Origin of the sequence: Pseudomonas sp. Tri1 (assembly GCF_017968885.1) — a bacterium.
GTDB lineage: Bacteria > Pseudomonadota > Gammaproteobacteria > Pseudomonadales > Pseudomonadaceae > Aquipseudomonas.
The window spans coordinates 1,860,010-1,877,741 of sequence record NZ_CP072913.1; the positions used below are offsets into that span (position 1 = coordinate 1,860,010).

The 17,732-nt window shown below is 60.8% G+C and carries 16 protein-coding genes; 9 read left to right on the top strand and 7 right to left on the bottom strand.

Translation table 11 applies throughout. The features are described from left to right. Nucleotides 1-34 precede the first annotated feature (34 nt). Nucleotides 35-1,219 carry a thiolase family protein gene (locus J9870_RS08270; protein WP_210643465.1) on the top strand — a complete coding sequence of 395 codons (1,185 nt, stop codon included), beginning with the start codon at nucleotides 35-37 and terminating at the stop codon, nucleotides 1,217-1,219. Between the two features lie 193 nt (nucleotides 1,220-1,412). Here J9870_RS08270 and J9870_RS08275 read toward each other — a convergent pair whose 3' ends face one another. After that, the gene (locus tag J9870_RS08275; protein ID WP_135844339.1) at nucleotides 1,413-1,610 is read right to left on the bottom strand and encodes a DUF6316 family protein; all 198 of its coding nucleotides are present in this window, start codon (nucleotides 1,608-1,610) and stop codon (nucleotides 1,413-1,415) included. A 191-nt stretch (nucleotides 1,611-1,801) separates the two neighbouring features. Between J9870_RS08275 and J9870_RS08280 the strand changes: the two genes are divergently transcribed. Beyond that, nucleotides 1,802-2,764, top strand: coding sequence for a DMT family transporter (locus J9870_RS08280; RefSeq protein ID WP_210645151.1), 963 nt, complete (start codon nucleotides 1,802-1,804; stop codon nucleotides 2,762-2,764). A 132-nt stretch (nucleotides 2,765-2,896) separates the two neighbouring features. On the opposite strand, the gene J9870_RS08285 is transcribed toward J9870_RS08280, so the two are convergent. After that, complete coding sequence (locus tag J9870_RS08285) at nucleotides 2,897-4,291, bottom strand: class II fumarate hydratase (protein ID WP_210643466.1); 1,395 nt, start codon at nucleotides 4,289-4,291, stop codon at nucleotides 2,897-2,899. 191 nt (nucleotides 4,292-4,482) lie between these two features. On the opposite strand from J9870_RS08285, the gene J9870_RS08290 reads away from it, so the two are divergent. The 7 genes from J9870_RS08290 (at nucleotide 4,483) to J9870_RS08320 (ending at nucleotide 12,408) form a co-directional block, all read left to right on the top strand. Further along, nucleotides 4,483-5,010, top strand: coding sequence for a DUF2059 domain-containing protein (locus tag J9870_RS08290; protein WP_210643467.1), 528 nt, complete (start codon nucleotides 4,483-4,485; stop codon nucleotides 5,008-5,010). A 12-nt stretch (nucleotides 5,011-5,022) separates the two neighbouring features. Then, on the top strand, nucleotides 5,023-5,322 hold the full coding sequence (locus J9870_RS08295) for a BolA family protein (protein WP_210643468.1): 300 nt from the start codon (nucleotides 5,023-5,025) through the stop codon (nucleotides 5,320-5,322). A gap of 186 nt (nucleotides 5,323-5,508) precedes the next feature. Next, complete coding sequence (locus tag J9870_RS08300) at nucleotides 5,509-6,450, top strand: rhodanese-related sulfurtransferase (RefSeq protein WP_210643469.1); 942 nt, start codon at nucleotides 5,509-5,511, stop codon at nucleotides 6,448-6,450. Nucleotides 6,451-6,453: 3 nt separating this feature from the next. Further along, on the top strand, nucleotides 6,454-7,089 hold the full coding sequence (locus J9870_RS08305; RefSeq protein ID WP_210643470.1) for a DsbA family protein: 636 nt from the start codon (nucleotides 6,454-6,456) through the stop codon (nucleotides 7,087-7,089). After that, the gene (locus tag J9870_RS08310) at nucleotides 7,082-8,908 is read left to right on the top strand and encodes an ABC transporter ATP-binding protein (protein WP_210643471.1); all 1,827 of its coding nucleotides are present in this window, start codon (nucleotides 7,082-7,084) and stop codon (nucleotides 8,906-8,908) included. The genes J9870_RS08305 and J9870_RS08310 overlap by 8 nt, the downstream gene beginning before the upstream one ends. 191 nt (nucleotides 8,909-9,099) lie before the next feature. Beyond that, a complete protein-coding gene (locus tag J9870_RS08315; protein WP_210643472.1) occupies nucleotides 9,100-11,559 on the top strand; it encodes an EAL domain-containing protein in 2,460 nt (819 codons plus the stop codon). A 45-nt stretch (nucleotides 11,560-11,604) separates the two neighbouring features. After that, nucleotides 11,605-12,408 (top strand): iron-containing redox enzyme family protein, encoded by an 804-nt coding sequence (locus tag J9870_RS08320; RefSeq protein ID WP_210643473.1) that lies wholly within the window; start codon nucleotides 11,605-11,607, stop codon nucleotides 12,406-12,408. Between the two features lie 281 nt (nucleotides 12,409-12,689). On the opposite strand, the gene J9870_RS08325 is transcribed toward J9870_RS08320, so the two are convergent. From J9870_RS08325 to J9870_RS08345, 5 genes are all read right to left on the bottom strand, one after another. Further along, nucleotides 12,690-13,616: a GGDEF domain-containing protein gene (locus J9870_RS08325; RefSeq protein ID WP_210643474.1), complete on the bottom strand. Its 927-nt coding sequence runs from the start codon at nucleotides 13,614-13,616 to the stop codon at nucleotides 12,690-12,692. Between the two features lie 363 nt (nucleotides 13,617-13,979). Continuing rightward, nucleotides 13,980-14,720 carry a YciK family oxidoreductase gene (locus J9870_RS08330; protein ID WP_210643475.1) on the bottom strand — a complete coding sequence of 247 codons (741 nt, stop codon included), beginning with the start codon at nucleotides 14,718-14,720 and terminating at the stop codon, nucleotides 13,980-13,982. Between the two features lie 209 nt (nucleotides 14,721-14,929). Beyond that, the gene (gene mupP / locus J9870_RS08335) at nucleotides 14,930-15,601 is read right to left on the bottom strand and encodes an N-acetylmuramic acid 6-phosphate phosphatase MupP (protein WP_210643476.1); all 672 of its coding nucleotides are present in this window, start codon (nucleotides 15,599-15,601) and stop codon (nucleotides 14,930-14,932) included. A 4-nt stretch (nucleotides 15,602-15,605) separates the two neighbouring features. Further along, the gene (ubiG, locus tag J9870_RS08340) at nucleotides 15,606-16,304 is read right to left on the bottom strand and encodes a bifunctional 2-polyprenyl-6-hydroxyphenol methylase/3-demethylubiquinol 3-O-methyltransferase UbiG (protein ID WP_210643477.1); all 699 of its coding nucleotides are present in this window, start codon (nucleotides 16,302-16,304) and stop codon (nucleotides 15,606-15,608) included. 60 nt (nucleotides 16,305-16,364) lie between these two features. Next, on the bottom strand, nucleotides 16,365-17,696 hold the full coding sequence (locus J9870_RS08345) for a TRZ/ATZ family hydrolase (RefSeq protein ID WP_210643478.1): 1,332 nt from the start codon (nucleotides 17,694-17,696) through the stop codon (nucleotides 16,365-16,367). Nucleotides 17,697-17,732: the final 36 nt, after the last annotated feature.

Consider the following 17,732-nt stretch of genomic DNA (forward strand, 5'->3'; position numbering starts at 1 on the left):
CACTCTTAACTGACAACAACAATGAGGTACAGCCATGCGTGAAGTGGTGATCGTCGACAGCGTACGGACCGGCCTGGCCAAGTCCTTTCGCGGCAAGTTCAACATGACCCGTCCGGACGACATGGCGGCTCACTGCGTCAATGCCCTGCTGGCGCGCAACGACATCAACCCGGCCAGCGTCGAGGACTGCATCGTCGGTGCCGGCTCCAATGAAGGCGCCCAGGGTTACAACATCGGTCGCAACGTGGCGGTGCTCTCGCAGTTGGGCATCGGCACGGCCGGCATGACCCTCAACCGCTTCTGCTCCTCGGGCCTGCAAGCCATCGCCATCGCGGCCAACCAGATTGCCTCCGGTTGCAGCGAGATCATCGTTGCCGGTGGTGTGGAGTCCATCAGCCTGACGATGAAAAGCGTCAACACTGACAACCTGATCAACCCATTGCTCAAGGAGCAAGTGCCGGGGATTTATTTCCCCATGGGCCAGACGGCCGAGATCGTTGCTCGGCGTTACCAGGTCAGCCGCGAGGAGCAGGACCGCTACGCCTTGCAGAGCCAGCAACGCACCGCCCAGGCCCAGGCAGCCGGGTTGTTCAATGATGAAATCGTGCCGATGGCGGTCAAGTACAAGGTCGAGGACAAACACACCGGTGCGGTGCAGATCCTCGATGGCGTGGTCGATCGTGATGATTGCAATCGTCCGGACACCACCTATGAAAGCCTGGCTGGCCTGAAACCGGTATTCGCTGAAGACGGTTCAGTGACGGCGGGCAACTCGTCGCAATTGTCCGACGGAGCCTCGATGACCCTGGTGATGAGCCTGGAAAAAGCCCTGGCGCTGGGGCTCAAGCCCAAGGCGTTTTTCCGTGGGTTTACCGTGGCGGGGTGCGAGCCTGACGAGATGGGCATCGGTCCGGTGTTTTCGGTGCCAAAGCTGCTTAAGGCCAGGGGCTTGCAGGTTGCGGATATCGATTTGTGGGAGCTCAACGAGGCATTCGCTTCCCAATGCCTGTACAGCCGCAATCGTCTGGAAATCGATCCCGAAAAATATAATGTCAACGGCGGTTCTATCTCCATCGGCCACCCGTTCGGCATGACCGGCTCGCGCCAGGTGGGGCATTTGGTGCGCGAGCTGCAACGGCGCAACCTGCGCTACGGCATTGTGACCATGTGCGTGGGTGGTGGGATGGGGGCTACGGGGTTGTTCGAGGCGGTGAGATAAGCGCGAATTGATTGATGGCGAGGGTGATTGTGTGTGGCGAGGGGATTTATCCCCGCTGGGCTGCGAAGCAGCCCTGAAGCCTCACACCTCGGTCTGTCAGAAACACGTTAATTTGCCTGGAAGGGGTTGCTGCGCAACCCAGCGGGGATAAATCCCCTCGCCACAGGGTTGTGTGCCGGCTGATGAACCGCATTCAGCTGGCGACCTGGGTCAGCTGTCGCATCCGCCCGACATACGCTTCTATCTCCCGTTCTGCAGCCTCGCGGCTGGCGAACGGACCTTCCTGGGTGCCTTCCCGGGTATTGAAATAAAACTCGCCATTAACCCGGCAGATCCGGTCGCTGCGAAAAATCGTCGTGGGGGCGGGATCCTGGGCGCGTTTGCCAAGCATGGCGAATCTCCAAAAGGGCGGCGAGGTTGTCTCAAAATTGAGCATATGTGTTGTCCTTGATTCGCGCCCGGCGAACCGATCGACGGCAGCGACCTATACAATTCCATGGGCGGCCTCTGCCCAACTGTCCCTGTGTCTTGGCGTGATAGGCGCCTAGAATGGCCGTTCATGTCTTGAGCTTCGAGGGTTGCATGCACATATCGTCCGGTCGCTGGGTCTATGGCCTGTTCCTGGCCCTGTTGACGGCCTTGCTGTGGGGCATCCTGCCGATCAAGCTCAAACAAGTGTTGCAAGTGATGGATCCGGTCACCGTGACCTGGTTTCGTTTGCTGGTGTCCGGCGGCTTGTTGTTCATCTACCTGGGGGCTACCCGTCGCTTGCCTAGTCGCACGGTGCTCGGCCCCCGTGGTGGGTGGCTGGTGGCGATGGCGGTGCTCGGGTTGGTGGGCAACTACGTGTTGTACCTGATGGGCCTGAACCGCTTGAGCCCCGGCACGGCGCAACTGGTGGTGCAGATGGGGCCGATCATGTTGCTGGTCGCCAGCCTGTTTGTGTTCAAGGAACGTTTCAGCGTGGGGCAGGGCATTGGCCTGGCGGTGCTGTTGATCGGCTTCGCGCTGTTTTTCAACCAGCGCCTGGGCGAGTTGCTGACCTCCCTGAGCGACTACACCGCCGGGGTCTTGATGGTGTTGCTGGCCTCTACAGTCTGGACGTTCTATGCCTTGGGCCAGAAGCAACTGTTGACGGTGTGGAATTCGCTGCAGGTGATGATGGTGATCTACCTGTTCTGTGCGTTGCTGCTCACACCTTGGGTGCACCCGTTGGAGGCACTGCAACTGAGCCCTCTGCAAGGCTGGCTGTTACTTGCCTGCTGCCTCAACACCCTGATTGCCTACGGCGCGTTTGCCGAGGCGCTGGCCCATTGGGAAGCCTCGCGAGTCAGCGCGACCCTGGCGATCACACCGCTGGTGACCTTCGCCGCAGTGGCGCTGGCCGCCTGGTGGTGGCCAGACTATGTACATGCCGAGCAAATCAATTTGTTGGGGTACGGCGGGGCGGTGCTGGTGGTGCTGGGATCGGCGCTGGTTGCCCTGGGCCCGTCGCTCATCGCAGGGCTCAGGGCCCGGCGCGAGCGGCTGGCGCCAGGGCGTTAACAACGCAGAGACGATACAAGGCTACTGTGGGAGCGAGCTTGCTCGCGATGACGGCCTGACAGTCGATGTCGAGTCGACCGGCCCTATCGCGAGCAAGCTCGCTCCCACATTTGATCTCCATGGGATGCAGGCTCAGCCCTGGCTACCAGCCTCCAGCATATTCTCCGGCCTTACCCAGGCGTCGAACTCCTCATCGGTCAGGTACCCCAGTTGCAGCGCCGCCTCACGCAAGGTCAACCCTTCGCCGTAGGCTTTCTTGGCGATCTCGGCGGACTTGTCATAGCCGATGTGCGGGTTCAGCGCGGTCACCAGCATCAATCCACGTTCCAGGTGCGCGGCCATTTGCTCGGCATCCGGCTCGAGCCCGGCGACGCAGTGCTGTTGGAAGTTGCTGCAGCCATCGGCCAGCAGGCGGATCGATTGCAGCAGGTTGTGGATGATCACTGGTTTGAATACGTTCAGCTGTAAATGGCCCTGGCTGGCGGCGAAACCGATGGTCACGTCGTTGCCCATGACCTGGCAGGCCAGCATCGACAAGGCTTCGCACTGGGTCGGGTTGACCTTGCCGGGCATGATCGAACTGCCCGGTTCGTTGGCCGGCAATTTCACCTCGGCAAACCCGGCCCGTGGCCCGGAACCCAGCAGGCGCAGGTCGTTGGCGATCTTCATCAGGGTGACGGCGAGGGTTTTCAGTGCGCCGGACAGGGCGGTCAGCGGCTCATGCCCGGCCAGCGCCGCGAACTTGTTGGGTGCAGTGACAAACGGCAGGCCGGAGAGTGCCGCCAGTTCAGCGGCGATGGCTTCGCCAAAACCATGGGGCGAATTGAGCCCCGTGCCCACCGCAGTGCCGCCCTGGGCCAGCTCACAGACCGCTGGCAGCGCGGCGCGGATTGCCCGTTCGGCGTAATCGAGCTGGGCAATGAACGCCGACAGTTCCTGGCCAAACGTGATCGGCGTGGCATCCATCATGTGGGTGCGACCGGTCTTGACCAGCTTCATGTGGCGCGCCGCCAGTTCTGCCAGCCCGCCAGACAACTCACCGATGGCCGGTAGCAATTGCTGCTGGACGGCCTGGACGGCGGCAATGTGCATGGCGGTAGGGAAGCAATCGTTGGAGCTCTGGGAGCGGTTGACGTGGTCGTTGGGGTGCACCGGGCTCTTGCCGCCGCGGGGGTTGCCCGCCAGCTCGTTGGCGCGCCCGGCGATCACTTCGTTGACGTTCATGTTGCTCTGGGTTCCGCTGCCGGTCTGCCAGACCACCAAAGGGAACTGGTCGTCATGCTTGCCGTCTAGCACTTCGTCGGCGGCCTGTTCGATCAGGCGGGCGATGTCGGCGGGCAGGTCGCCATTGCGGTCATTGACCCGTGCGGCGGCTTTCTTGATCAGCGCCAGGGCGTGCAGCACCGACAGCGGCATGCGTTCGTTGCCAATGGCAAAGTTGATCATGGAACGCTGGGTCTGGGCGCCCCAGTAGGCGTCATCCGGGACTTCCACCTGGCCAAGGCTGTCGGTTTCGATACGGCTCATCGGGTCAAACTCCTGTAGGGCTGAATGCGCAGTTTAGGCCCTGATGGGCGGCACCGGTTCCCTCAATCTAGGGGCGGCCGGTTCGGTCCGTCAATCGGACCCGGCAAGCTTCGGGGTTGAGGCCCGGCGTTTTTTAGGCGCAGAATGGTCGCCCTTGGGGTTTTACCTCGCCAGCTATGAAAGGAAACTCGATGACCCGTCTTCGTGCCATCTGTACCGCAGTTGCTCTGGTGTGTGCCAGCGGCCCTGTTTTCGCCGATACCGCCAGCCACAACGCCAGTGCCGAAGCGTTCCTGACCTTGGCCCATGCTGACAAACTGGGAACCCCGGTGTACATGCAAGTGCAGCAGATGTTCGCCCAGCGCTTTGAACAGACCAAGGCGCCCGAGTCGAAAAAAGCCACCCTGGAAACCTACCAGGCCAAGGCCAATGCCGCCCTGGACCAGGCCATCGGCTGGAACAAGCTCAAGCCGGACATGGTCAAGCTCTACACCAGCAACTTCAGCGAATCGGAGCTCAAGGACCTGGTAGCTTTCTACCAGTCGCCATTGGGCAAGAAAGTCCTGGAAAAAATGCCGCAGCTGACCCAGCAATCGGCCCAGATGACCCAAGCCAAGCTTGAAAGCGCGGTGCCAGTGGTCAACAAGCTGCTGGCGGACATGACGGCCGAGCTTGAGCCAAAAGCCGCCGCACCTGCCCCTGCCAAGAAAAAGCCGTAAGCGGAGCCTGGTATGAGCATGCTACAACGCATCGAATCGACGCTCGGGCTCTTGCAGCCCGAGCACCTGCAAGTGCTGGATGAAAGCCACATGCATAGCCGTGGGGTGCAGACCCACTTCAAGGCCGTGGTGGTCAGCCGGCAGTTCGAGGGGCTCAATCGCGTCAAGCGCCACCAGAAGGTCTACGGCACGCTGGGCGAGCTGATGGGCGAATTCCATGCGTTGGCGCTGCATACCTACACTCCCGAGGAGTGGGCGCAGATCGAGGCAGCTCCGGCTTCGCCGACCTGTGCCGGTGGCAGCAAGCACTGACCACCGGTGGTGAGGAGCTATGTGTGGCGAGGGGATAAATCCCCTCGCCACACATATGCAAGCTATGGAATTGCAGTCCTGTAACCCAAATGTTTTTGTTAGAATCCGCAACGCGCCGCTCACCCGGCGCGTTTTTTTTCGTATCCGGTTCACCCTTTACGAGGGTAGCCACCTGGAGAAACACCCATGACACAACCCATTGTCGTGGCGGCACTGTATAAGTTCGTCACCCTTGAAGATTACGTCGAGCTGCGCGAGCCCTTGCTCAAGGCCATGCTCGACAACGGCATCAAAGGCACGTTGCTGATCGCCGCAGAAGGCATCAACGGCACGGTCTCCGGCACCCGCGAAGGCATCGACGGCCTGCTGGCCTGGCTCAAGAACGATCCGCGCATGATCGACATCGACCATAAAGAGTCGTACTGCGACGAGCAGCCGTTCTACCGGACCAAGGTCAAGCTCAAGAAAGAAATCGTCACTCTGGGCGTTGAAGGCGTGGACCCGAACAAGCAGGTCGGCACCTACGTCGAGCCGCAGGACTGGAACGCGCTGATCAGCGATCCCGAAGTGCTGTTGATCGACACCCGTAACGACTACGAAGTGTCCATCGGCACCTTTGAAGGCGCGATTGACCCCAAGACCACCAGCTTTCGTGAGTTCCCTGAGTACATCAAGGCCAACTTCGACCCGGCCAGGCACAAGAAAGTCGCGATGTTCTGCACCGGCGGCATTCGCTGTGAAAAAGCTTCGAGCTACATGCTCGGCCAGGGTTTCGATGAGGTCTATCACCTCAAGGGCGGCATTCTGAAGTACCTCGAAGAGGTGCCTCAGGAAGAAACCAAATGGCGCGGCGACTGCTTCGTGTTCGATAACCGTGTGACCGTTCGCCACGACCTCAGCGAAGGCGACTACGATCAATGTCATGCCTGTCGCACACCGGTCAGCGTCGAAGACCGCGCCTCGGAACACTATGTACCGGGCATCAGCTGTCCTCATTGCTGGGATAAGCTGAGCGAGAAGACCCGTCGCAGTGCCATCGACCGGCAAAAACAGATCGAACTGGCCAAGGCCCGCAACATGCCGCACCCGATCGGCTACAACTACAAGCAGTCATCTTCCGAGGCTTGAACCATGGCGCCACGCCTGCTCTATGTGTTGGACCCGATGTGTTCCTGGTGCTGGGGTTTCGCGCCGGTGGCCGAGGCACTGGTCGAGCAGGCTCACGCCGCTGGCGTCGAACTGCACCTGGTGGTGGGCGGTTTGCGCACGGGCAGTGGCTCGGCGCTGGAGCCGACCACCCGGCGCTACATCCTGGAGCACTGGCAGGCCGTCACCCAGGCCACCGGCCAACCCTTCAAGGTTGAGGGGGCGTTACCGGATGGTTTCGTCTACGACACCGAGCCGGCCTGCCGGGCCGTGGTGACGGCCCGTAGCCTGGCGCCAGACCTGGCCTGGAAGCTGGTGAAGCTGATCCAGCAGGCTTTTTATGTGCAAGGCCGCGACGTGACCCATGCCAGCGTCCTGGTGGAACTGGCCGAACAGGCCGGGTTGCCACGCATCGAATTCGCCGCGGCATTCGACCGTGCCGATCTGCATGCGGCCACCGCTGCGGATTTCACCTGGGTGCAGGACCTGGGGATTGCAGGGTTCCCCACGTTGCTGGCCGAACGTGACGGCCAGCTGGCTTTGCTCACTAACGGCTACCAACCCCTGAGCCAATTGGCTCCCTTGCTGGGACGCTGGCTGGAGCGTGCGGCCTGTGCCTGACCTGGCGGATGACGCACCGGCCACGCGGCGCATCGATCGGTTGAGCTGGGCAGAAATTCGCAGGCTGGCCCTCAAACACAAAAAAGCCCTGTGGATCGCCAACGGCGTAGCGGTGCTGGCGACGCTGTGCAGCGTACCAATCCCATTGTTGTTGCCGCTGTTGGTGGACGAGGTCCTGCTGGGCCGTGGCGACGCGGCGTTGAAGGTCATGAACCAGGCGCTGCCGACGGCTTGGCAGAGCGCTGCCGGCTATATCGGCCTGATGCTGTTGGTGACCTTGGCCCTGCGCTGCGGCGCGTTGCTATTCAACGTGTTGCAGGCGCGATTGTTCGCCAGGTTGGCCAAGGATATCGTCTATCGCATTCGCGTCCGCTTGATCGAACGCCTCAAGCGTATTTCCCTGGGCGAATACGAAAGCCTGGGCAGTGGCACTGTGGCAGCTCACTTGGTCACCGACCTGGACACCCTCGACAAATTCGTTGGCGAAACCCTAAGCCGTTTCTTGGTGGCGATGCTGACCCTGGTGGGCACCGCCGGCATTTTGCTGTGGATGCACTGGGAGCTGGCACTGCTGATCCTGTTGTTCAACCCGTTGGTGATCTACGCCACGGTGCAGTTGGGCAAACGGGTCAAGCACCTCAAGAAACTGGAGAACGACAGCACCTCGCGGTTCACCCAGGCCCTGACCGAAACCCTGGATGCCATCCAGGAAGTGCGTGCGGGCAACCGCCAGGGGTATTTCCTCGGTCGTTTAGGGCTGCGCGCCAAGGAGGTGCGCGATTACGCGGTGAGTTCACAGTGGAAGACCGACGCCTCGAACCGTGCCAGTGGTTTGTTGTTCCAGTTCGGTATCGATATCTTCCGCGCCGCGGCCATGCTCACCGTGCTGTTTTCCGACCTGTCCATCGGCCAGATGCTGGCGGTGTTCAGTTACTTGTGGTTCATGATCGGTCCGGTGGAGCAACTGCTCAATCTGCAATACGCCTTTTATGCCGCCGGCGGTGCGCTGTCGCGGATCAACGAACTACTGGCCCGTGCCGACGAGCCGCAATACCCCGGCGGGGTCGACCCGTTCAAGGGGCGCGACACCGTGGGCATCGACATTCAGGGGTTGAGTTTTGGGTATGGCGAGGAACTGGTACTCGACCAGTTGAACCTGTCCATCGCGCCGGGCGAGAAAGTAGCTATTGTCGGGGCCAGCGGCGGCGGCAAGAGCACCCTGGTGCAATTGTTATTGGGGCTGTACACGCCGCAGGCCGGCAGCATCCGTTTCGGCGGCGCCACGCAGGAGGAGATCGGCCTGGAAACCATTCGGGAGAACGTCGCCGTGGTGTTGCAACACCCGGCGCTGTTCAACGACACGGTGCGTGCCAACCTTTCCATGGGCCGAGAATGCAGCGACGAGGCCTGCTGGCAGGCACTGGAAATTGCCCAGCTCGATGCCACGGTGCGGGCGCTGCCCCTGGGCCTGGAGAGCGTCGTCGGGCGTTCCGGGGTGCGGCTGTCGGGCGGCCAGCGTCAGCGGCTGGCCATTGCCCGCATGGTCCTGGCCGAGCCACGGGTGGTGATTCTCGATGAAGCCACCTCGGCGCTGGATGCCGCCACTGAATACAACCTGCACCAGGCTCTGGCGCGGTTCCTCAGTGGACGCACCACGCTGATCATCGCCCACCGGTTGTCGGCGGTGAAACAGGCCGATCGGGTACTGGTATTTGACGGTGGTCAAATCGCCGAGGACGGTGATCATATGCAACTGATTGCCGAGGGTGGTTTGTACGCCCGACTCTATGGTCACTTGCAACAGATACAGCAACCTTGAGTTTCCTATGCTTTTCTGCGCTTAGTATCTGAAAAAACTCAGGGAAACTCCGCGACTTCCTCCGAATTTCAAGCCAAAGCCCATCGATCCTTCATCCGGTCATTCGAAGGGTTGAAAACTAGCCTAGGCTGTGGAGTCAGGAGCGGAATTCTCGCGGATGTTCATCCGGCAGCGCCTGTGCAAGGGACCTCATGAAGCAAAAGCAGACTCTCGCAACACCACGGCTGCTGGGCATCGTCTGGCCCTTTATTGCCGTAGTGTTATTTCAAGCCTTGCTTGGAGGCGTCAGCCTTTATGTCTTGTCTGCGGTTCGCGGCTATGTGGCGGGGGAAAGTCTGTGGTCCAAGGGCCAGAAAGACGCCATCTATTACCTCAATCTGTATGCCGACAGCCGTGACGAGGCGATTTTTCGCAAATACCAGCAAGCCATCGCCGTACCCGAGGGCGGCCATGAACTGCGAGTAGCGCTGGATCGCGAGCCGCCGGACCTGGAAGCAGCAAGGGCAGGCATTCTCAAGGGCGGCAATCACCCGGACGACGTGTCCAGTGTGATCTGGCTTTATCTGAATTTTCGTCACTTCAGTTACCTGGAAGAGGCTATCGATCTCTGGACGGTGGGCGACGGTTATCTGATCGAGCTGGATAACGTCGCCCGGCAAATGCACGACAGCATTAGCGCAGGGCAGGCTTCGGAAAGCGACATCCGGGGCTGGAAGGCCCAGATCTTTGCGATCAACGACTCCGTCACTCCGGCTGCCAAGGCCTTCAGCGATGCGCTGGGGGAGGGCTCGCGCTTTATCCTGCGCCTTTTGCTGGTGACCAACTTCGCCACTGCCTTGGGGTTGATCGTCCTGGCGTTGTTGCGGACCCATAAATTGCTGGCCCAGCGACAGGTCTTTGCCAGCGCGCTGCAACTGGAGAAGGAGCGTGCGCAGATCACCCTGCAATCGATCGGCGACGGGGTGATCACCACCGACGTGGAAGGCGCCATTGCCTACATGAACCCCGCTGCCGAGGCGATGACCCACTGGAAGGCCGAACACGCAACGGGATTGCCCTTGGCTGCGCTGTTCAATCTGCTCGACGACAATGCACAGACCGAGGGCTTGACGCTGATCGAGCATATCCTCAGCGGTCGGCTCAGTGGCGCCAGCGAACATTCCAAGCTGATCCAGCGTCTGGACGGCAGCACGGTGTCGGTGACCCTGGTGGGGGCGCCGATCCGTCACGCAGGCAAGGTCAGCGGCGCCGTGCTGGTGCTGCATGACATGACCCAGGAGCGTCAATACATCGCCAACCTGTCGTGGCAGGCCACCCATGATGCACTGACTGGCCTGGCGAATCGTCGGGAGTTCGAATATCGCCTGGAACAGGCCTTGCACAACCTCACCCGCCAGGTCGGGCGCCATGCCTTGATGTTTCTCGACCTGGACCAGTTCAAGTTGGTCAATGACACCTGCGGCCATGCGGCGGGTGACGAGTTGTTGCGGCATATCTGCGCCTTGTTGCAGTCGGGCCTGCGCGAAAATGACACCCTGGCCCGGCTGGGTGGCGATGAGTTCGGCATCCTGCTGGAGAACTGTGCGCCGGAGGCGGCGGAAAAAATCGCTGAAGGGCTGCGCCAGACAGTGCAGAACCTGCACTTTGTCTGGAAGGGCCGGCCGTTCGTGACCACCGTGAGCATCGGCCTGGTGCATATCGCCCAGAGCCCGACGACCCTGGAGGCGTCCCTGCGCGCCGCCGATATGGCCTGTTACATGGCCAAGGAAAAGGGGCGCAACCGGGTCCAGGTCTATCATGCGGACGACTCGGAGTTGTCCTTGCGCTTTGGCGAGATGGCCTGGGTCCAGCGCTTGCACATGGCCCTGGAGGAAAACCGCTTCTGTCTCTACGCCCAGGAAATCGCCGCGCTGGGCCCGGGTGACCATGGCGGTGGGCACATTGAAATCCTGTTGCGCCTGCATGACGAAGCCGGGCGAATGATTCTGCCGGACAGTTTTATTCCGGCGGCAGAGCGCTATGGCCTGATGACCTCCCTGGACCGTTGGGTGGTGGAAAATGTCTTCAAGATCATCCGCCAGTGCTTGAATGAGTCGCGACAGGCGCCCATGGCCATGTGTGCGATCAATCTGTCAGGCACTACTATCGGAGATCAGGCGTTCCTCGACTTCCTGCGTAAACAGTTCGCGGCCTACTCGATTCCGCCAGAAATGATTTGTTTTGAAATTACCGAAACCAGCGCCATTTCGAATCTGGGCAGTGCCATTCGCTTTATCAATGAACTCAAGAGCTTGGGTTGCTATTTCTCGCTGGATGACTTTTGCGCCGGAATGTCTTCATTCGCTTACCTGAAACATTTACCTGTAGACTTCCTGAAGATCGATGGGAGTTTCGTAAAGGATATGCTGGACGACCCGATTAACCGTGCAATGGTCGAGGTGATCAATCATATCGGCCACGTCATGGGTAAGCGCACCATTGCCGAGTTTGTTGAGACCGCCCAGATCGAGCAGGCATTGCTGGAGATTGGTGTGGATTACGCTCAAGGGTATGTGATCGAGCGCCCGCAATTGTTTACCTGTGACACCTTGCAATGTAGGCCGGCCCGGCCTCAGCCGTTGTTATTCAAGGCCCCCGGCACGTTCCGCTGAACCTCTTGTTGATCCGGAAAAATCACAATCAAAAGGAGCCCGACAGTGATCGACACATTCAACCGAACAGGCCCGCTCATGGACGCCAAAAGCTATCCGCAATGGGCACAACAGCTCATTACCGATTGCAGCGAGAGCAAACGCCGGGTTGTCGAACACGAGCTGTATCAGCGCATGCGAGACAACAAGCTCAGCGCCAGGACCATGCGCCACTATCTCATCGGTGGTTGGCCGGTCGTTGAACAGTTCGCTTTATACATGGCACAAAACCTCACCAAGACCCGTTTTGCCCGACATCCCGGCGAGGACATGGCGCGTCGCTGGTTGATGCGCAATATTCGTGTCGAACTCAACCATGCCGATTACTGGGTGAACTGGGCCGCCGCCCATGGCGTGACCCTGGAAGATCTGCAAGCACAGCAGGTGCCGCCGGAGCTGCATGCGTTGAGCCACTGGTGCTGGCATACCAGCTCGTCGGACTCGCTGATCGTGGCAATCGCCGCGACCAACTATGCGATCGAGGGGGCAACCGGGGAGTGGTCGGCGCTGGTGTGTTCCACCGGCGTCTATGCCTCGGCTTTCGCCGAGGAAGACCGCAAACGGGCCATGAAATGGCTGAAAATGCACGCCCAGTACGATGACGCCCACCCTTGGGAAGCCCTGGAAATCATCTGCACCCTGGCAGGCATGAACCCAAGCAAAGCCTTGCAAATGGAGCTGCGCCAGGCCGTGTGCAAGAGTTATGACTACATGTACCTGTTCCTGGAGCGCTGCATGCAACTGGAGCAGTCTGAGTCTGTGGGCAAATCTTCTTCGGCCCGTGAGCGCCTGGCGCTGGCCGGAAGCTGATTTCCACCGCTACAGATAGCCACAACCCATGTGGGAGCGAGCCTGCTCGCGAAGAGGTTTGACAGTCGACGGGGAGGTTGACTGCTAGACCGCTATCGCGAGCAGGCTCGCTCCCACTGTTGTTTTGGCTGATCTCCAGATCCATGCCCACCGCCACTCCCTTGTGGGAGCGAGCTTGCTCGCGATAGCGGTGGGTCAGTTTGTGGGGATGTTGGATGTGCTGGCCCTAGCGCGAGCAAAGCTCGCTCCCACAAGGGATTTCGGTGTGCTTGGCGTCTGTGTCAGCCCGCCATCGCCAACCGGTTACGTCCCTCGCGCTTGGCCACGTACAGTGCGCTGTCGGCCCGTCGCAACAGGCTTTCGGCTGATTCCCCTGGCAGCAGGGTCGCGCAACCCAGGCTGACCGTCAGTTCAATGCGTGTCCCTGCGGCGAAATAATCCTGTACCTGGGCGGCATAACGCAGGCGTTCACCGACCAGGGCCGCGGCATCGCGGCTGGTGTTGGAGAGCAGGATCAGGAACTCTTCGCCACCGAACCTGAACACCATGTCGACGTTGCGCAACTGATTCTTGATCGACTCGGCAACGGATTTGAGCACCTCGTCGCCGACGCCATGCCCATGGCTGTCGTTGATGCGCTTGAAATGATCGATGTCGAGCATCAGCAGGGACAAGGGTTGCAAATGACGCCTGGCCATGTCGATTTCACGCACCAGGGTCTGGTCCATGGCGATGCGGTTGCCGGTGCCGGTCAACGGATCGCGCAGCGCGCTCTGGGTGGCGGCTCGGTAAAGCAGGGCATTGCGCAGCGGATACAGCAACGTCGAGAGCACCGATTCGAGGTCGCTCTGTTCTGCCTCGGTGAAGCGTTGGTTGCGACGGAATACCAGCTCGCCCAAGTGTTCGCCTTCATGGCTGAGGGTGTAGCTGAGGGTGTGATGTCCGCGCTGACCGAATTCGAGACGCAGATCGCTGGGCTTGTGCTGGTAGGCCAGTGCGTCCAGGGGCACCAAGCGCTGAACTTCCCGGAAAAACAGGCCCAGGATGCGTTGTGGCTCCAGGCTGGTCTGCAATTGTTGGCCCAGTTGCTGGCGCAATTGCGAAAGGCTGACCGAGCGTGGCACGAGCGGCGACGGCTGGGCGAAGCCCAGGCGCTGCAACTTGGCGCTGTCGAAGTCTATCGCGTTGATCTGGGTGGGCGTTTTCATTTGGCGTTAGCCCCTAAGCTAAATCTGTCCTGCCGGGCTGGGTGATGCGGCTTTAGGTGGCGCGTCGTACTGGTCCTTCAGCCCCGTAGGACATCTGATTTGAGTTTAGTCCGCTTTCCCTGTCAGGCGTAAGACTCGTCTCAACGTCCGTTCCCCGCCGAACATGGCGTGTTTGAGGATATTTAGAGCGAAAGTCGTGCCATTCAGTTCATTAGAATAAAAACCTAGGTAAATCAAATAATTGGCCATTAGGTGCGAACGCCGCGTCAGCATTTGGGCGACATCGACTTGGCGTTTCGCCTGGCTGAGCACCAAGAAAGTCTGCGTCGTGACGGTAAATCGACGCGACGCAGAGAAGGGCAGTTATTGCGCGTTGAAGGCTTGGCCGTTGATGCCGGTGCTGTCCGGCCCCATCAGGTACAGGTAGACCGGCATGATTGCTTCAGGTGTTGGATTATTGAGCGGGTTTTCCCCTGGATAGGCCTGGGCGCGCATGCTGGTACGGGTCGCGCCTGGGTTGATGCTGTTGGCGCGCACGGGGGCGACGGTGTCGACTTCGTCGGCCAGGGTCTGCATCAGCCCTTCGGTGGCGAACTTGGACACGCCGTAAGCCCCCCAGTACGCCCGCCCCTTGCGCCCGACGCTGCTGGAAGTGAACACCACCGACGCGTCCTTGGAGAGTTTGAGCAGGGGCAGCAGGGTGCTGGTGAGCATGAACATGGCGTTGACGTTCACATGCATCACCCGCATGAAGTTCTCGCCAGACAGTTGCTCCAGCGGCGTGCGTGGACCAATGATCGAGGCATTGTGCAGCAGGCCGTCCAAATGACCGAACTCGGTTTCGATCATGGCCGCCAGTTCATCGTATTGATGGGGCAGGGCGGTTTCGAGGTTGAATGGGATCACCACCGGTTGCGGATGGCCGGCCGCTTCGATTTCATCGTAGACCTGGGTCAGGTTGGCTTCGGTCTTGCCCAGCAACAGCACGGTGGCGCCATGAGCGGCGTAGGCCTTGGCGGCAGCAGCCCCGATACCGCGACCGGCACCGGTGACCAGGATGACCCGGCCAGTGAGCAGGTCGGGACGGGCGGAATACTCAAACATAAAAAACCTCACGAAACAGAACAAATGCGCGCTGATGCGCGCATGTGGCGAAGGGATTGATCTGTGGCGAGGGGATTTATCCCCGCTGGGCTGCCAAGCAGCCCCAAATTTTTGCACGTTGGCCTGATGCTGTAGCAGAGGCGCTTCGCGCCTCAGCGGGGATAAATCCCCTCGCCACAAAAGCGGCGACAACAGTGAGTGCGGTCAGCTCAGCAACCGCACAACGCGTTATCCAGCACTTTGCGCAGCGCCGAGGGGTGATCGATGACCACATCCGCGCCCCAGTGTCGGGGGTTGTCGTCCGGGTGGATGTAGCCGTAGGTCACTGCACAGGTCTTGGTACCGGCGCTGCGCCCGGACTCGATGTCCCGCAGGTCGTCGCCCACGAACAGTACGCTGGCCGGGTCCAGGTCGAGCATCTTGCACGCCAGGGTCAAGGGCTCCGGGTCCGGTTTGCTGTTTTTCACGTGGTCAGGGCAGATCAGCACCTTCGAGCGCTCGGCCAGGCCCAACTGCTGCATGATCGGCTCGGCGAAACGCACCGGCTTGTTGGTGACCACGCCCCAGATCAGGTTTGCCGCTTCAATATCGGCCAGCACCTCGGCCATGCCGTCGAACAGGTGGCTGTGGACCGCGCACCCCTTGAGGTAGCGGTCGAGGAACTCCTGGCGCAGTTCCTCGAACCCCGGTGACTCCGGATCCATGGAAAAGGTCACCGCGACCATCGCCCGGGCACCGCCGGAAATCTCGTCGCGAATGTGCTGCGTATTCATCGGTGGCAAGCCGCGGTCGGCGCGCATGGCCTGGCAGATGGCGATGAAATCCGGCGCGGTATCGAGCAGCGTGCCGTCCATGTCGAAGAGAACCGCTTTGAGACGCATCGACTTACTCCTCGCGCAGGGTCTGGATCATGTAGTTGACGTCCACGTCGGCGGCCAGCTTGTAGTGCTTGGTCAGTGGGTTGTAGGTCAGGCCGATGATGTCCTTGACGGTCAGCCCGGCCATGCGGCTCCAGGCGCCCAGTTCGGAGGGCCGGATGAATTTCTTGAAGTCATGGGTGCCGCGCGGCAGCAGCTTCATGATGTATTCAGCGCCGATGATGGCGAACAGGTACGCTTTCGGGTTGCGGTTGATTGTGGAGAAGAACACCTGGCCGCCGGGCTTGACCATGCGAAAGCACGCGCGGATGACCGATGACGGATCCGGCACGTGTTCGAGCATTTCCAGGCACGTGACGACGTCGAACTGCCCGGGCATTTCCTCGGCCAGGGCCTCGGCGGTGATCTGCCGGTATTCCACGCTGACGCCGGACTCCAGTTGATGCAACTGCGCAACCGCCAACGGCGCTTCGCCCATGTCGATGCCCATTACGCTCGCTCCGCGCTGGGCCATGGCCTCGCTGAGGATGCCGCCGCCACAGCCGACGTCGAGGACCTTCTTGCCGGCCAGATTGACCCGTTCGTCAATCCAGTTGACCCGCAGCGGGTTGATGTCGTGCAGCGGTTTGAATTCGCTTTCACGGTCCCACCAGCGATGGGCCAGGGCTTCGAATTTGGCGATTTCGGCGTGGTCAACGTTGCTCATGTGCAGATCCTCGAAAAGCTTGAAAAATCGTGTGCCCCGAGCCGTGGCTCCAGGGGCGGGTTATTCGTTATGGCCGCTGATTCGACGACCCCAGGCCTGGGCCGTGGCGGTCAGTTGCGACTCGTCCAGGCGGGTCAGCCGGCCATCTTCCAGCAACGGCTTGCCGGCCACCCACAGGTGTTTCACGCAATCGCGGCCCGTGGCGTAGATCAGTTGCGACACCGGGTCGTAGACCGGCTGCTGGGCCAGGCCAGACAGGTCAAAGGCCACCAGGTCGGCGGCCTTGCCGACTTCCAGGGAGCCGACCGTCGCTTCGATGCCCAGCGCCCGGGCGCCATTGAGCGTGGCCATGCGCAACGCCCGGTGGGCGTCCAGGGCCGTGGCCGAACCGGCGACAGCCTTGGCCAGCAATGCGGCGGTGCGCGTCTCGCCGAGCAAATCCAGATCGTTGTTGCTCGCTGCACCGTCGGTGCCGACCGCCACATTGACCCCGGCCTGCCACAAACGCTCGACCGGGCAGAAGCCGCTGGCCAGCTTCAAATTCGATTCCGGACAATGGATCACGCTGCAGTTGCTTTCTACCAGCAAGGCCTGGTCTTCATCGCTGACCTGAGTCATGTGCACGGCTTGAAAGCGCGGCCCCAAAAGCCCTAGCCGTCCCAGTCGGGCCAGCGGCCGCTCAGCGGTGTTATCCACAGCCTGCTGCACTTCGAAGGCGGTTTCATGAACATGCATATGAATCGCCGCGTCCAACTCCTCGGCGATCACGCGGATTTTCTCCAGGTTCTCGTCGCCCACGGTGTAGGGCGCATGTGGGCCGAATGCGACTTTGATCCGTGGATGGTGCTTGAGGTCGCCAAAAAGCTCGATGCCCTGACGAATGGCGTCGTCGGCGCTGGCGGCGCCGGGGATGGGGAAATCGAGGATCGGAATGGCGATTTGCGCGCGGATGCCGCTGTTGTGTACGCGTTCGCTGGCAACCTTGGGGTAGAAGTACATGTCAGAGAAGCAGGTGATGCCACCCTTGATCTGTTCGGCGATTGCCAGGTCGGTGCCATCGCGCACGAAATCTTCATCGACCCATTTGGCTTCGGCCGGCCAGATGTGCTGTTCGAGCCAGGTCATCAAGGGCAGGTCGTCGGCCAGGCCACGGAACAAAGTCATTGCCGCGTGGCCGTGGGAGTTGATCAGGCCCGGGCTGAGCAGCATGCCCGGTAACTCGCGGACCTGGGTGGCATTGCACTTCAGGGCTTCGGCCCGCGGGCCGATGAACACGATGCAGCCGTCGCGAATGCCCAGGCCATGATCCTTGAGCACCACACCGGCGGGTTCGACAGGCACCAACCAGGTCGGCAGCAGTAATAAGTCGAGCGCAACGGCAGGCTTGGGCATCGTGGAACGGTTCCATGGGTTATAAAGGATGGCGAA

Excerpts from the sequence above, each read along its gene's own strand:
- J9870_RS08270 (WP_210643465.1), top strand. The coding sequence starts at position 35 with ATGCGTGAAGTGGTGATCGTCGACAGCGTACGGACCGGCCTGGCCAAG.
- J9870_RS08275 (WP_135844339.1), bottom strand. The coding sequence starts at position 1,610 with ATGCTTGGCAAACGCGCCCAGGATCCCGCCCCCACGACGATTTTTCGC.
- J9870_RS08280 (WP_210645151.1), top strand. The coding sequence starts at position 1,802 with ATGCACATATCGTCCGGTCGCTGGGTCTATGGCCTGTTCCTGGCCCTG.
- J9870_RS08285 (WP_210643466.1), bottom strand. The coding sequence starts at position 4,291 with ATGAGCCGTATCGAAACCGACAGCCTTGGCCAGGTGGAAGTCCCGGAT.
- J9870_RS08290 (WP_210643467.1), top strand. The coding sequence starts at position 4,483 with ATGACCCGTCTTCGTGCCATCTGTACCGCAGTTGCTCTGGTGTGTGCC.
- J9870_RS08295 (WP_210643468.1), top strand. The coding sequence starts at position 5,023 with ATGAGCATGCTACAACGCATCGAATCGACGCTCGGGCTCTTGCAGCCC.
- J9870_RS08300 (WP_210643469.1), top strand. The coding sequence starts at position 5,509 with ATGACACAACCCATTGTCGTGGCGGCACTGTATAAGTTCGTCACCCTT.
- J9870_RS08305 (WP_210643470.1), top strand. The coding sequence starts at position 6,454 with ATGGCGCCACGCCTGCTCTATGTGTTGGACCCGATGTGTTCCTGGTGC.
- J9870_RS08315 (WP_210643472.1), top strand. The coding sequence starts at position 9,100 with ATGAAGCAAAAGCAGACTCTCGCAACACCACGGCTGCTGGGCATCGTC.
- J9870_RS08325 (WP_210643474.1), bottom strand. The coding sequence starts at position 13,616 with ATGAAAACGCCCACCCAGATCAACGCGATAGACTTCGACAGCGCCAAG.
- J9870_RS08330 (WP_210643475.1), bottom strand. The coding sequence starts at position 14,720 with ATGTTTGAGTATTCCGCCCGTCCCGACCTGCTCACTGGCCGGGTCATC.
- mupP (WP_210643476.1), bottom strand. The coding sequence starts at position 15,601 with ATGCGTCTCAAAGCGGTTCTCTTCGACATGGACGGCACGCTGCTCGAT.
- ubiG (WP_210643477.1), bottom strand. The coding sequence starts at position 16,304 with ATGAGCAACGTTGACCACGCCGAAATCGCCAAATTCGAAGCCCTGGCC.
- J9870_RS08345 (WP_210643478.1), bottom strand. The coding sequence starts at position 17,696 with ATGCCCAAGCCTGCCGTTGCGCTCGACTTATTACTGCTGCCGACCTGG.